The organism is Microbacterium sp. SL62 (genome assembly GCF_026672635.1).
GTDB classification, from domain to species: Bacteria; Actinomycetota; Actinomycetes; order Actinomycetales; family Microbacteriaceae; genus Microbacterium; species Microbacterium testaceum_A.
In genome coordinates this window covers 1,173,806-1,188,388 of record NZ_JAPPRM010000001.1, presented here as the reverse complement: position 1 = coordinate 1,188,388, position 14,583 = coordinate 1,173,806, and the positions used below count along the sequence as shown (strand labels likewise).

Genomic DNA, 14,583 nt, shown 5'->3' with positions numbered 1-14,583 from the left:
GGTGTGATGAAGCTACGGGATGCCGCGGGGGCGGGCGATCTGGGGCGTAGTGGGGCGTAACACCGCCGATTGACTCGGGAGGACGAACCCACATCTTCCGCCTTCCGACTGAAGCGAACGGCCTCAAGCGCACGTCAGACGACCTTCCGAGCAGTGCCAAGACCAGATGTTCACCAGTCTCACTTGAGGTGGCTGTGGAATTCTCTCACGGCAGGTCATCAATCCAATTGCTCATGTCCCCACGCACCACGTCTCCACGGTAAACCGTCCCAATACCCGACACTTGAGCCGAAGAGAGAAGGCTCTTATTGACTTCATTGAGATTCTGCTGAAAATCGGCTCCCACGTATATCGCAGGGCGCCCCCATCCGCGACCCCCCTCATGCGCGAGATGAGCCGCACTGTTGACGACATCTCCCATGTAGATCACATCATTTATCCCACTACCATTAAACCCAGCTTTAATCATCAGCACGCGACCATAATCTACACCAATGCCGACTCGAAGTGGCGACAGTTGCCTTTTCTTGAGGTGGTAGTTTAATAGCTGAAGAGCGGTGTTCGCGGTGAAGGCTATTGAGAACACATCGTCAATATGGTTCACATGCGTCGTCTTGTAGGTAGCCCAAACGCAGTCGCCAACGATATTCACCTCGCGCACAAATGGATCAGAATTCAGCACAGCTACCATCTCGGAGATGAATGCCCGGTATATTTTGGCTAGTGTGGGCCGTTGATAGGTTCGCGGCAAGCCCGAAGAATCTCGGACGTCAATGAATATCGCCGAGCACATGCCGTAAAAACCGTTCGAGAACGTGAGCCTCTCGCGGTCCGCCAGACCCTCCATCTCTTCGAAGTTCCCGATTGGCTGATCTAAAATCTCTCCAATTCGATCTGAGCTGCTTACGAAGCTGTACGATCTAAAATTGCCGTCCATTGTGACTCTTAAAGAACCGTCAGAAGTGCAGTACTCGCCACGCCGAGACCTGCCAAGAAAGCAGACCGTATGGCCCACCTCGCGAGAGAAACCTTTGTCGTCGCTATCTTGGCATTTGCGTGGATCTGGTGCGCAATGTGCCGGACTAGTTCGCGCTCGTCTGCGGTCAGAGTGCCAAGAACATCCGAAAAGCCAACACGATTACGCTTGAAATTACGGGAAATGCTCGCGTAGAAGAGGAGGTTGACCGCGTCGGGAACTGCGTCGCGGTCGACCGAACGGGGACTCAGCGTCAGACCACAAAGAACCGCGGCTGTAACCAGCAATAACGCAGAACCGGCCGCAACCGGGAAGATAATTTCACAGTCGGCCTGAGTGTTCCGAGTCAGATTGAACAGCATGGCCCCAAGCGCCCCGACGAAAGCCAAAGTAACCCCAGCTTTCGCGTCAGAATGACGAATCCAGTCGTTGACGAGGGCCAGTGCCTTCCACGCATGGTCCGCGTTAGGCTCGACGCGGAGTTCCGCATGCGAACCTCCTCCCAAATCCGTCGACGTACCCCGAGATCGAACGAATAACCGGCGGGTCCAGTTGCTCATCTCAAGCCCGCCCGCCGGTTACGCAAATCCGCTCGCTGTTGGCTCGCTTTTTTCGCTATGGCATTCGCGAACAGCTTTTTAGTCAACGCTGTGCGCGCCTCTGCTGCCTCCGATCGCACTTTCAGGCCGCCAAGGATGGCCGAGACGTATTCGTCGCCGTGAACCTCGCACCACGTGGCGGATAGAACGCGACCTTGCCTCTCAGCATTGCTGTCCGGAATCTTCTCGATAGTTACGTCCGCCCACAAGCTTGAGCTTGGTCCGCCGCTACACGGGCAGGTGAGTGCAAGATAGTCATTTTTCTCGATGTGATCCCACACTGAACCCGTCACGATGAGCTCGTGACGATCGGCCTGCTGGGCCGATTTAGCGGCGAAGTTGACAGGTACCCCAGCCCACACCGGCTCTTGCTCGGACAGGTTACGTGGGGTCCCGACGCGTTTGACAAGGACCCTGCCGGAAGAGATCCCGACTTTGAACCCAGTCGGGTGGTCGCTTGCATGTACGGGCCACTTGGCTTCCAGCCTTGGAATGAGATGGCGCTGACTGAAGGTCTTCACAGTTATTCCAGCACAGAGCGCTCGTTCGTACCGCTGGTCGCCCCAGAAGAGAGCAAACGCTCCATCGCCCTGAATAGCAATGAAGTCTGCGCCGAAACTGTTGTAGACGGCTACTGTTCCGCCGGTTGCCGCCTCGTAGATACTGGCAGTCGAGGCCGCATGCTTGCCAGTTCCAAGATGCGTGGAATTTTTGAGGTCCGCAACGACTGCAACCACATCTGGGACTTGAATCCACTTGCGCGCTTCAATGGGTAGGTCGGAAACCTCGAAGTCGTCCGCCCATTTCTCAACCGCGGGTTTCGAAGCAAATTCCTCTTTAGTTGTGTCATCGAGCTCCCCCAGCACGTCACTAAGTTCAACATCATCCATTTTCGGCATCGCTGACCCCCTTGGATTGACTGTAGCTGTAACCTCCGACATCGCCCGCTAGAGCCCCTTCCCGTCCGGCCTGTGACACCAACCCGCTTGTCACACGCTCAGGCCAGCGGCGACTCAACGGAGTAAGAGCACTGTTTGTACGCGGGGCCAGCGGCCCTGCGCAGCACTGGTGGCCTCGCGCGCGCGACGCTTACATGCATCCAGAGAGCCGCGCCTACACTCAGGCTCACTTACGACCGGGGTACGCCGAGAAACTACGCAACATCGCCTCACTCGCGCCATGTAACGCCCAAGTAAACTCCCCCTCTCCCCCACCCCCACCCCCGGTGAGCCACTCGTTACCTCCCCGCCCCCGACGACGCAGTCCCGGGTAACCCCTCCTCCCTACGCTGACGGCACGCCCCGCCCATGCGAGGCGCTGCACCTCCCCGCATCGCCCACCGGAGGACCCCGTGACCGTCACCGACCCGCGCCCCGAAACCGCAACGCCGCCCGCGGCTGCAACCGAAACAGCGGAGCTGCAACACCGCCCCGGCCGCTGGATCGACAACTGGAACCCCGAGAACGCCGAGCAGTGGAACGCCGAGGGCAAGGCCATCGCCGCCCGCAACCTGCGGTGGTCGATCTTCGCCGAGTTTCTCGGGTTCGTCGTCTGGCAGCTGTGGTCGGTCGTCGTCGTCTCGCTGCCGGCGGCGGGCTTCCAGCTGTCGACGGGCGAGATCTTCTGGCTCATCTCCATGCCGAGCCTCGTCGGTGCGACGCTGCGCATCCCCTACACCTTCATGGTTCCGCGCTTCGGCGGCCGCAACTGGACGATCGTCTCGGCCGGCCTCCTGCTCATCCCGAGCATCGGACTCGCGATCGCGGTCAGCAACCCCGCGACCCCCTTCGGCGTCCTCCTGCTGATCGCGGCCCTCGCCGGGTTTGGCGGCGGCAACTTCGCCAGCTCCATGTCGAACATCACCTTCTTCTACCCTGCCGCGCAGAAGGGATACGCCCTCGGACTCAACGCCGCCGGCGGCAACCTCGGCGCCTCGGTCGCGCAGTTCGTCGTCCCCATCGTCATCACCGTCGGCGCCGCGGCCACCCTCAACCTGCCGCTCGCGGGCCTCATCTGGGTGCCGCTGATCCTCGTCGCGATGGTCGGCGCGTACCTCCGCATGGACAATCTCTCCGCCGCGAAGGCCGACATCACGGCATCCCTCGCCGCTCTCAAAGAGCCGCACATGTGGGTGCTCTCGCTGCTCTACATCGGCACCTTCGGCTCGTTCATCGGCTTCGCGGGCGTCTTCCCGAAGCTGCTCGCCGACACCTTCCCCGACTTCAAGGGAATCGCGATCGGCACGGCGACCGTCACCCTCGCCTTCCTCGGCGCCCTCGTCGGCTCGCTCGCCCGCCCCTACGGCGGCAAGCTCGCCGACCGCTTCGGCGGCACCGTCATCACGATCGGCGCATTCACGGTGATGGGTCTCGGCATCCTGAGCGTGACCCTCACCCTCCCGACGCAGAACTTCGCCATCTTCCTGCTCTGCTTCCTGGTGCTGTTCGCGGCAGCGGGCATCGGCAACGGCTCGACCTACCGCATGATCCCGACGATCTTCGCCCTCCGTTCCAACGGCGGCATCGGCGCACAGCGCAAGGCGGCCGCGGCCCTCGGCCTCATCTCGGCGATCGGCGCGTACGGCGGCTTCTTCATTCCGCAGGTGCTCGGCTTCTCGAAGACCACGTTCGGCTCGTACGTGCCCGCGCTCGGCAGCTTCGTCGCCGCGTACGTGATCTTCCTCGCCCTCACCGCGGGCGTGTACCTGCGGATGTCCAAGAAGACCGGCACCCGGATCTGACGCCATGAGCTCCGCCGACACCCACTGCCCCTACTGCGCGCTGCAGTGCGCGATGACCGTCACCCACCAGGGTGAAACGACGGTCACCGGCCGCGACTTCCCCACCAACCGGGGAGGACTCTGCGCGAAGGGCTGGACGTCGGCGGAGCTCCTCGAGTCTCCCCACAGGCTCCGGATGCCGTTGCTTCGCCAACCCGACGGCACCCTCGCCGAGACCACGTGGGAGGAGGCACTGGATGCCGTGGCCCGGGCCTTCCGCGAGACGAAGGCCACGTACGGTCCCGACGCGAACGCCATCTTCGGCGGCGGCGGACTCACCAACGAGAAGGCCTACCAGCTCGGCAAGTTCGCCCGCATCGCCCTCGGCACCTCGCGCATCGACTACAACGGCCGGTTCTGCATGTCGTCGGCGGCAGCGGCAGCCAACCGCGCTTTCGGAATGGACCGTGGCCTGCCGTTCCCGGTCACCGACCTCGACGACGCCGCGACGATCCTGCTGCTCGGCTCGAACGTCGCCGCGACCATGCCGCCCTTCCTCGCGCACCTCGCCGGGGCACGAGCCGCGGGCGGACTCATCGTCGTCGACCCGCGCCGCTCGGCCACCGCGCGCCTCACCGAAGACGGCGCCGGCACGCACCTGCAGGCGGCTCCCGGAACCGACCTTCCGCTCCTGCTCGGCCTGACGCACATCGTGATCGCCGAGGACCTCGCGGACCGTGCGTATCTAGACGAGCGCACGGCGGGCTTCGACGCCGTGCGACGGAGCGTGGCGCCGTGGTGGCCGGAACGGACGGCATCCACCACCGGAGTCCCCGTCGCCGACCTCCGCACCACCGCGCGTCGCCTCGCCGCGGGACGCGCGTACATCCTCACCGGACGCGGCGTCGAACAGCACGTCGACGGCACCGCCACCGCGACCGCCGCGATCAACCTCGCGCTCGTGCTCGGCCTCGTCGGCCGCGACGGCTCGGGCTATGGCACCCTCACCGGCCAGGGCAACGGCCAGGGCGGACGCGAGCACGGCCAGAAGGCCGATCAGCTGCCCGGCTACCGCTCCATCCGCGACCCCGAAGCGCGCCGGCACGTCGCCGGGGTCTGGGGCGTCGACCCCGACGAGATTCCGGATGCCGGCATCCCGGCCACCACCCTGCTCGGCGAGCTGGGCGGGCCGGTGAAGACACTGCTGGTCGCCGGCTCCAACGTCGTCGTCTCGGCACCCGACGTCGACGCCGTGCGCGAGCGACTGAGGGCCCTCGACACTCTGATCGTCTGCGACTTCTTCCTCTCCGAGACCGCGGAGCTCGCCGACATCGTGCTGCCGGTGCTGCAGTGGGCCGAAGAGGAGGGCACGATGACCTCGCTCGAGGGTCGCGTGATCCGCCGCCGGCGCGCCCTGCCCGGCCCCGAGGGCGCCCGCAGCGAGCTGTGGATCATGGCCGAGATCGCGCGGCGTCTGGGCGCGGCATCCACGTGGTCGATCGATCCGGCCGAGGTCTTCGACGAGCTCGCCCGCGCCTCCGAGGGCGGCATCGCCGACTACTCCGGCCTCTCGCACGCGCTGCTCGACACCGGCGTCGAGGCGTACTGGCCCTACCGCTCGTCGGGCACACCGCGTCCGTTCACGGAGCGTTTCGCCCATGCCGACGGCCGCGCGCGGCTCGTCCCCGTCGAGGCGACTCCCCCGACCCCGACCGACCGCGGCGCCGACCTCACCCTCACCACCGGCCGATACCTGCAGCAGTACCAGTCGGGAACCCAGACGCGCCGGGTCGCCGAGCTCCACAACGCCCGCCCCGAGGCGCGGCTCGAGATCCATCCGGCGACGGCGTCGCGTCTCGGCATCCGCGACGGGGTCCTCGTCGCCGTCTCGAACGAGCACGGCACCGTGCGCGCGCGGGCGAGCGTGACCACGGATATCCGCCACGACACGGTGTTCTTGCCGTTCCACTACGCGGACGAGGGGTGCGCCAACCGCCTGACCGAGGCGATCGTCGACCCGACCTCGGCCATGCCCGAGTTCAAGCGCACGCGGGTTCGGGTCGAGGCGATCCCGGATGCCGCGACCCCTGCGGCTCGTCACGTTACGGCTGCGCCGGTCGTCGTGGCGGAGCACCCGGGCGTGGCGCCCGCGCTCGTCGGCGTCTCGGGAGGTGCGGCGCCGGGCGCGCTACTGGCGGGCGCGCTGTTGGCGGGCGCGACATCGCCGAGCGGACCGTCGACGAGCGCCGCGTCGTCGAGCACTGCGTCGTCGCGCACCGAGGAGGAGACCCATGTCTGAGCGTGTGGTGCTGGTGGGCTACGGCCCCGTCGGGGCGCGGCTGGTCGAAGGGCTCCTGCCCGCGGTGCGCGAGGGGCGGATCGACCTCACCGTCGTCGGCGCCGAACCGCACGACGTCTACAACCGCGTGCTGCTCGCCGAGTACGCCGTCGGCCGCACCGATCGCGACGGGCTCGACATGAGCGATCGCCGCGTCGCCGAAGACGCGGGCGTGCGCTTCGCGCTCGGGACGACGGTGGTCGGCGTCGACCGGAATCTTCGGGTGGTGCGCCTGCACGACGGCATCCGGATCCCCTACGACCGACTCGTGCTCGCCACCGGTGCGCGGGCGAATGTGCCCACGCTCGCCGGTCTCGAGCGGGCGCAACGGCACCGGTCCGCGCGGCCGGCGGAGCCCACCGCCCTGGATCAGGGCACCGCGCCGCTCCCCCGCGGCGTCGTGGCCCTGCGCGACCTCGCCGACGCCGAGCACGTGCGCGCGGCGGTCTCGGCGGGCCAGCGCATCGTCGTGCTCGGCGCGGGAGTGCTCGGCATGGAGCTCGCCCTCGCCGCCGCCGAAGCGGGCGCCGAGGTGGTCGTCGCGTACCATTCAGCCGCCCCGATGAACCGGACGCTCGATGAGAACGGCGGACGCGTACTCGCCGCCGCGGCGAGCGCCGTGGGCGTCGAGATGAGGCACCACGCGCGCGCCGAGAGCATCGTGCAGCGCTACGACGATCACGGTCAGGCCTGGTTCGACGGACTCGTCTGCGCCGACGGCAAGGTGCTCGCGGGCGACCTGCTCGTGCTGTCGTGCGGCGTCGGAGCGCGCACCGAGCTCGCGTCGCTCTCGGGCCTCGCGACCTCGGCCGGCGTGCTCGTCGACGCGGCGTCGCGCTCGTGGAGCGACCCGAACGTCTTCGCCATCGGCGACTGCGCGCACGTCGCCGATCCCGCCGACGCCGAGCCCGACGGTCGCGTGCCGGGTGGCCCGAGCGGACTCGTCGGACCCGGCTGGCGGCAGGCCGACCGCCTCGCGGCGCTGCTGTCGTCGGGGGTCGAGGGACCCGCCTCCGTCGAACGCCCCGGCGTGGTGATGCTCAAAGCCGAGGGCATCGACGTGGTCGCCGGAGGCACTGTCGACGCTGATCCGTTCTCGCACGCTCCCGGATGCCACGGCCCCCAGGTCACGCTCTGGACCGACCCCGCGCGCGGCGCGTACGTGAAGCTCGTCACCGTCGAGGGCGTGCTGACCGGCTTCGTCGCGGTCGGGATGCCGCGGACCGGGGCCGAGCTCACGCTGCTCTTCGAGCGCGGGTCGGAGCTGCCCGCCGACCGCTCGTCGCTTCTGCGCCTCGACGCCGCGGATGCCGGCATGCCCGCCGTCGGCGACCCCTTCGCCGCGGATGCGACCGTGTGCTGGTGCAACGGGGTGAGCGCCGGGGCGATTCGCGAGGCGGTGGCCGCTGGCGAGCCGACGGTCGCGTGCGTGAAGTCCGCGACCCGCGCCGGCACCGGCTGCGGCGGCTGCGTCGGGCGCATCACCGAGCTGCTCGCGCGCGAGGCCGTCCCGGCCTGAGGCGGCGGGGCGTTACTTCCGACGGCGGGTCGCGGGTCTCGCCCGCGGCCCGTGCCGAACTCCTGAGCAACCGGGCGACCACCCCGCCTTGAGCGCGTCCGAGGCCGTCGGCATCCTGAATCTCAGGAGTTTGGCCCGTCACGCCGCGCGATACCGCCCCGAACCGCGACGGCAGTACAGTTCACGCATGCCTCCGATTCAGAACCTGCTGGCGTTCGTCGCGGCGTCGCTCGTGCTCATCGTCATCCCGGGTCCCGGCGTGCTGTTCGTGATCGGGCGCTCCATCGCGCTCGGCCGCCGTGCGGGGCTGCTCAGCGTGCTCGGCAACGCGATCGGCAACATCCCCGCGATCCTCGCGACGGCGTTCGGCATCGGGGCGATCGTAGCCTCGTCGATCGTGGCGTTCACCGTGCTCAAGACCGTCGGGGCGGCGTACCTGGTGTGGCTCGGCATCCAGGCGATCCGTCACCGCCGCGATCACGTCGCCGGCCCCGCGCCGAGCCCGAAGTCGCGCTGGACCCTCCTGCGTCAGGGCTTCGTCGTCGGCGTCACCAATCCCAAGACGATCGCATTCTTCGTCGCCGTGCTGCCGCAGTTCGTCGACCCTCACGCGGGAGCCGTGTGGATGCAGCTGCTCGCGCTCGGCCTGATCTTCCAGGTGCTGGCCGTAATCTGCGATTCGACCTGGGCCCTCGCCGCCGGCACCGCGCGCACCTGGTTCGCGGGGTCGCCGAAGCGCCTGTCGGCCCTCTCGGGCACTGGCGGGTTCATGATGATCGGCCTGGGCGGCGCGCTGGCGCTGACCGGCGCGAAGAGCTGACACCGGGCCCGCGAGACTGCACTTCGCTGACAACTCAGCATCATCCTGCAGCGGATGTGTCAGCGAGATGCAGTCTCAGCGCCCCGTCGCGACCGCCGCGTCCTCAGCGCCCGCGCACACCCAGATCGGCGGATGCCGCACCCTCGAGCCGCGTGCCGTCCGGCGCGTAGCGCGAGCCGTCGACGGGGCTGTCCCAAGAGCGTTCCGCGTCGTTCCAGGTGAGCGGGGCCGGGGCGACCACCGCGCGCGTCTGTCCCTCGATCGTCGAGACCGCCGCGGTCCGGAGGCCCTGCCGCGATACGAGACCGGCGCCCTCGGCCGGCCGCTTGACCGGCGCCGGAGCCGCCGCCGCGAACGCCCCCGCGGCCACGCCGACGCGCCGTCCCACCTCGCCGATCCCCCGGCCGAGGTCGGCGGGAACGGTCATACGGGTGCCGATCGTGCGCATCCACTGCGGGCGGTCGCTGCGCGAGACCCCGCGGATCTCGTCGGTCAGCCGCATCGCGGCGGCGGGGCCGTTGGTCAGCCCCCACCCCGCGTATCCGGTGGCGAAGCGGAGGCGCCCGAGGCCCCTCGGCATCCCTCCGACGAAGGGCACGAGGTTGTGCGACTGGTAGTCCTGGCCCGACCAGCGGGCGATCTCGGCGCCGACCGGCAGCGTGCGACGGGCCCAGGCGGCGAGGCCTTCGGCGAGAGCGACTTCCGAGGGGGCGGAGCCGACCGGATGCCGTGCCCCGGTCACCAGCAGAACACCGCGTCCGAACGAGGACGGTGCCGCGACGACGCTGCGGCCGTCGGCGCCGACCTCGCTCCACATGCCGCCGGGGGCCTCGGCATCCCCCTCCATCTCGAACGCGATCGCCCACGAACGCAGCGCGCGCGTCTTGAGGTCGTAGAGGCCGCGGCGCGCGATGGGCGTGCCGGTGGCGAGAACGATGGTGTCGCCGAAGATCGTGCCGTGGTCGGTGTCGACGCGACCCGTGGGGAGGGCGTGGACGTCGGTCACGCGGACGCCCGTGTGCAGCGTCGCCCCGGCCGCGAGGGCTGCTTCGGCGAGCGTGCGCGAGAGCGCCGCGGGGTCGAGGGCGAGCTGATCGTCGAGGGCGAGTGCCCGCACGGGCGTGCGACCGCCGAGGTCGGAGGGAGCGTCTTCGCGGACGGAGAGCCCCGCCTCGCGCGCGGCGTCGCGCACCGCGTCGATCGCCGAATCGGTCGCGATGCCCCGACCGAACGTGAAGGCGGTGCGCCGGTCGGCGGCGGCACCGGCGCGCTCGGCGAGCCACTCCTGCCCCGCGCGGTTCGCGTCGACGTAGGCCTTCACGAGCCCGGCCGGGTGATGCGCGCGGAGCGCCGCGAGGGTCGTCCCCTGCAGAAGGGATGCCATCCCCACCGACGCCCCGGTCGCCCCCTGGCCCACCTCGCCGGCGTCGACCAGGGCGACGTCGACTCCCGCTTCGGCGAGCATCACCGCGGTCGATAGGCCGGTGATCCCCGCCCCGACGACGACCACGTCGTGCCGCGCGTCGGGTTCGAACGGCGTCCCGTCGAGGGACGTCTGGTCGCGGTGCCACAGGGAGGAGGTCATGCGTTCATCTCATCGCGGGCGCGGGGGTCTCGGCATCCGGTTGCCTCCATCGTCCGAATCGTCTATCGCCGCGTGAGCGGTCGAGAAGTGTCGCCGAGGATCGATCTGGGCGACACTTTCCGACCCCTCACGCGAGCGGCCGTGCCCGTCGATAGGCTCGGGACGTGACCGACAGCGCCGCCCCCTCGAGTCGGACGGCCGTCGTGTCCGCCGCGATCGACCTGTTCGTCGAGCACGGCTACGACCAGACTTCCGTCGAGCAGATCGCGCAAGCGGCGGGGGTGTCGCGGTCGACGTTCTTCCGGCAGTTCGGTGGGAAAGAAGACGTCGTCTTCGCCGACCACGAGGTGCTGCTCACCGAAACGCGCGCGTACCTCGCGCAGCCGCACGACGACCCGTGGGCGGCGGTGTGCGAGGCATCGGTGCGGGTGTTCCGGCACTTCGCCGCCGACCCCGAGGTCGCCCGGCGCCGCTACGCGATCGTGCGGCAGATCCCGGGCCTGCGCGACCGCGAGATCGTCACGGTGTTCCGCTACGAGCGCCTCTTCGACGAATACCTACGTGAAGCGCTCCCCGGTCTCGACCCCCTGGATGCCGTCGGCTTCGCGGCCTCGGTCACGGCGGTGCACAACCACGTGCTGCGGCGGCTGATGCGGGGTGCGCGGGTGCCGGCATCCATTCTTCGTCGCGCCCTCGACGACGTGCTGCGCCGCTACGGCGTGCACCCCGACGGGGACGACGCGGCCGGAGACGACCTGATCGTCGCCGCGTTCCCGCGGCGCATGCCCGCGGCCGAGGTCACGCGGCGGCTGCGCGGGGCGCTCGGGGACTGAGCTCGGGGCGCGGCGCTCGGGGGCTGAGCGCGGGGACGCGGCCGCTCGCTCGGCCGCCCCGCCTGAACGTTGAGTGTCCAAGACACCCGGACACTTCCGAAAATCGTCCGCGTGTTCTGAACACTCATCGTGCGATGAGCCACCAGAACCGTGACACCGAGTACCAACATGCGCGATACTGGGACCCATGACCATCGACGCCGATGCCCGCACGCTCCCCGGTGAGCGCGTCGCCCACTACGACCTGCTCGGTCGCCGCGACACCGACTACTACGCGGTGTTCGCCGACATCCCCGACGCCGACCGCGCCGTGTGGGACACCGCCAAGGCCTTCGCCGACGAGGTCGGCACGCGCATGCAGGATGAATGGGATGCCGCGAGCTACCCGATCGACCTCGTGAAGCGCATGGGCGAGCTCGAGCTGTTCACCGACGGCATCGAGCACGACGAGCTGCCCTACACCTCGCCCCTGGCCGCGGGCCTGGTCAACATGGAGATCTCGCGCCACGACGGCTCCCTCGCCACCGCCCTCGCCGTGCAGGGCGGACTCGCGCTGCGGACGCTCGCGTTCTACGGCTCACCCGAGCAGCAGCAACGCTGGCTGAAGCCCCTCGCCGACGGAACCGTGCTGGGCGCCTTCGCGCTGACCGAGCCCGACCACGGCTCCGACTCCGTCTCGCTCGAGACCACGGCGACGCGCACCGACGACGGCTGGTCGCTCAGCGGCACGAAGAAGTGGATCGGAAACGGCGCCTCCGGAGGCATTACCTTCGTCTGGGCCCGCGTCGAGAACGAGGGCGGCGACGACCACGGCAACGTGCGCTGCTTCCTCGTCGAGCAGGACACCCCCGGCTACACGGGCACCGTCATCACCGGAAAGGTGTCGCTGCGCGGCATCCACCAGGCTCACATCGCGATGGACGACGTGCGTCTTCCCGCGGATGCCGTGCTGCCCGGCACTCACACCTTCAAGGACGCGTCGGTCGTGCTCTTCGCCACGCGTTCGGGCGTCGCCTGGTCGGCGCTCGGCCACGCGACTGCCTGCTACGAGATCGCGCGGACATATGCCACCGAGCGCATGCAGTTCGGGAAGCCCCTCGCAAAGTTCCAGATGGTGCAGGAACGCCTCGCGCAGATGCTCGACGAACTCACCGCGATGCAGCTGTACTGCCGCCGTCTCGCCGACCTGGAGTCGTCGGGCGGCCTGCGCCCCACCCAGGCGTCGCTCGCGAAGTACCACAACACCCGCGCCGCGCGCCGGGTCGCCGCGATCGCCCGCGACCTGCTCGGCGGCAACGGCATCCTGCTCGAGAACGGCGTCATGCAGCACATGGCAGACATCGAGGCGATCCACACCTACGAGGGCACCGAAAGCGTCCAGGCGCTCCTGCTCGGCCGTGACATCACGGGCATGAGCGCGTTCGTCTGATCCCGGATGCCGGGTGACCGGCACCCGCGCGCCGAGGGGGCTAGGCGGACACCACCGCCTGCGCTGCGAGAACCGGGCTCGCGACGGAGCGCATCGGCAACACCACCGTCACCGTCGTCCCCACCCCGGGGGCGCTCTCGATCTGGATCTCCCCGCCGTGGGCGTCGACGATCTTCTTCACGATGGACATGCCGACGCCGATTCCTTGGATGGCGTCGTCTCGCACGGCCTGCGCTCGATAGAAGCGGTCGAACACGCGCCGTCGAACGTCCGCGGTCATTCCGATGCCGGTGTCCGCCACTGAGATCGAGAGTTCTTCGTCGCCTCGTCGCCGCACACTGATCGTGACGCGCCCCCCGCGCCCGGTGAATTTCGTCGCGTTCCCGACGAGGTTCTCGACCACCTGCGCCAAGCGCATCGAGTCCGCCTCGATGAGAAGGTCGGCGGACACGTCGGTCAGCAATTCGATATCGGCACGCTCGGCCAGCACGGCGAACGGTTCGACGGCACGCGCGATGATGGATGCCACGTCCACCTCCCTGCTGTCGAGCTGCATCTGCGAATCGGCAGCCGTCAGCAATTCGCTGACGCGCTCGAGCAACGTGTCGGTGTTGCGCAAGATCGTCGCCAGCCAGGAGTCGATGCCGAGCGTCTTGGCCCCTTCCCCGAGGACGTCGACGATCTCTTCCGTGTAGCCGATGATCGAGGTGAGCGGAGTACGCAGCTCATGTGACACCGTCGTCAAGAACTCCTCACGCACCTCGATGGCCTCGACCAGCTCGGTGACGTCATACGCGGCGATCACCGTGCCGAGCAGACGGCCGTCTTCTCGGTGCACGCGCCGCGAAGAGGCCATGATGGCGATCTGACTGCCCGGGGGGCCGAGCCATTCGATGTGGTTCGCGATGATTTCACCCCGCAGGGCACGCGGAATGATCTGATGCTCGAGCGGGATTTTCGTTTTCCTGTCGGCCATCAATGCGTCGGGCCCTGCATACGGGGGAACGTCGAGACGGAATCCGACGATATCGACCATCTTCGCCGCGGTCGCATTGGCGAGCACGAGCTCGTTTCGCGCGTTGTAGTACGCAACGGCTCCGCTGACGGTGTCGAACACGGAACGCAGGAGCAATTGCGCCTCGTGGGACTGATCCAAAGCGGTGCGAAGCTTCGCCGTCGCGTCTTCCGACATTCGGCGCCGCATTTCGAAATTCCGCGAGCCCAGATGGATCGCGACCGATATCCCGGTCGCGATGAAGGGGAGCGTCAGAACATTCACGAGGGCGAGGAGAGTCGTCACGGGTCGTCCGCCGAGAACGAAAGGAAGACCGGCGATGACGATGCCCGAGACGAGGATCAATGCGAGTCCCGGCCACCCGAACCGGTATGCGATCCATGCGAAGGGAATGAGGGACAACAGTCCCGCGGACGGCAGATAGGGCAGGAGCGCGGTGCGCACCAACGCGATACTGACGATGTCGAGCACGGGGATGACGATGATCCACCCCGTGTGCATCCACGTCTGCCGGGGCAGGAGGAACAGGGCCGAGGCAGCCGCCACCACCCCCAAGCCCAGCCACAATTCCGCCGATCGTTCGAGTTCGGGAACGGCGACGAGCATTGCGACCGAGAGCAGCGTGACCCCCAGCAAGAAGGGCAGTTGCAGACGCACGAACAACTGACGCGGAAGAAGGGGCGTCCAGATAGATCGTTCGGGCATTCCGTCCCCTTCCGCGCGCCACAGGACGGCGCTGCCTGGAGTGAT

General features: G+C 68.2%; 11 protein-coding genes. 6 read left to right on the top strand and 5 right to left on the bottom strand.

Annotated elements, in window-relative coordinates; genetic code table 11:
• Positions 1-205: 205 nt before the first annotated feature.
• From OVA26_RS05615 to OVA26_RS05605, 3 genes are read right to left on the bottom strand one after another with little or no spacing between them, the layout of a single operon-like run.
• The gene (locus tag OVA26_RS05615; RefSeq protein ID WP_268103352.1) at positions 206-937 is read right to left on the bottom strand and encodes an adenylate/guanylate cyclase domain-containing protein; all 732 of its coding nucleotides are present in this window, start codon (positions 935-937) and stop codon (positions 206-208) included.
• An 8-nt stretch (positions 938-945) separates the two neighbouring features.
• Positions 946-1,536: a Pycsar system effector family protein gene (locus OVA26_RS05610; RefSeq protein ID WP_268103351.1), complete on the bottom strand. Its 591-nt coding sequence runs from the start codon at positions 1,534-1,536 to the stop codon at positions 946-948.
• Positions 1,533-2,474: a hypothetical protein gene (locus tag OVA26_RS05605; RefSeq protein ID WP_268103350.1), complete on the bottom strand. Its 942-nt coding sequence runs from the start codon at positions 2,472-2,474 to the stop codon at positions 1,533-1,535. The genes OVA26_RS05610 and OVA26_RS05605 overlap by 4 nt, the downstream gene beginning before the upstream one ends.
• A gap of 452 nt (positions 2,475-2,926) precedes the next feature.
• On the opposite strand from OVA26_RS05605, the gene OVA26_RS05600 reads away from it, so the two are divergent.
• From OVA26_RS05600 to OVA26_RS05585, 4 genes are all read left to right on the top strand, one after another.
• Positions 2,927-4,315, top strand: a complete 1,389-nt coding sequence (locus tag OVA26_RS05600; protein ID WP_268103349.1) for an MFS transporter — start codon at positions 2,927-2,929, stop codon at positions 4,313-4,315.
• 4 nt (positions 4,316-4,319) lie between these two features.
• Positions 4,320-6,593: a molybdopterin oxidoreductase family protein gene (locus tag OVA26_RS05595; RefSeq protein ID WP_268103348.1), complete on the top strand. Its 2,274-nt coding sequence runs from the start codon at positions 4,320-4,322 to the stop codon at positions 6,591-6,593.
• A complete protein-coding gene (locus tag OVA26_RS05590; protein ID WP_268103347.1) occupies positions 6,586-8,151 on the top strand; it encodes an FAD-dependent oxidoreductase in 1,566 nt (521 codons plus the stop codon). The genes OVA26_RS05595 and OVA26_RS05590 overlap by 8 nt, the downstream gene beginning before the upstream one ends.
• 187 nt (positions 8,152-8,338) lie before the next feature.
• Complete coding sequence (locus OVA26_RS05585) at positions 8,339-8,971, top strand: LysE family translocator (protein ID WP_268103346.1); 633 nt, start codon at positions 8,339-8,341, stop codon at positions 8,969-8,971.
• Positions 8,972-9,074: 103 nt separating this feature from the next.
• Here the strand turns inward: OVA26_RS05585 and OVA26_RS05580 are convergent, their stop codons facing one another.
• The gene (locus OVA26_RS05580; RefSeq protein WP_268103345.1) at positions 9,075-10,556 is read right to left on the bottom strand and encodes an FAD-dependent oxidoreductase; all 1,482 of its coding nucleotides are present in this window, start codon (positions 10,554-10,556) and stop codon (positions 9,075-9,077) included.
• A 164-nt stretch (positions 10,557-10,720) separates the two neighbouring features.
• Here OVA26_RS05580 and OVA26_RS05575 point away from each other — a divergent pair, with 164 nt between their 5' ends.
• Together OVA26_RS05575 and OVA26_RS05570 are read left to right on the top strand one after the other, a co-directional pair.
• Positions 10,721-11,389: a TetR/AcrR family transcriptional regulator gene (locus OVA26_RS05575; RefSeq protein ID WP_056226574.1), complete on the top strand. Its 669-nt coding sequence runs from the start codon at positions 10,721-10,723 to the stop codon at positions 11,387-11,389.
• Positions 11,390-11,576: 187 nt separating this feature from the next.
• Positions 11,577-12,818, top strand: coding sequence for an acyl-CoA dehydrogenase family protein (locus OVA26_RS05570; protein ID WP_268103344.1), 1,242 nt, complete (start codon positions 11,577-11,579; stop codon positions 12,816-12,818).
• A gap of 40 nt (positions 12,819-12,858) precedes the next feature.
• On the opposite strand, the gene OVA26_RS05565 is transcribed toward OVA26_RS05570, so the two are convergent.
• Positions 12,859-14,538, bottom strand: coding sequence for a PAS domain-containing sensor histidine kinase (locus tag OVA26_RS05565; protein WP_268103343.1), 1,680 nt, complete (start codon positions 14,536-14,538; stop codon positions 12,859-12,861).
• Positions 14,539-14,583 lie beyond the last annotated feature (45 nt).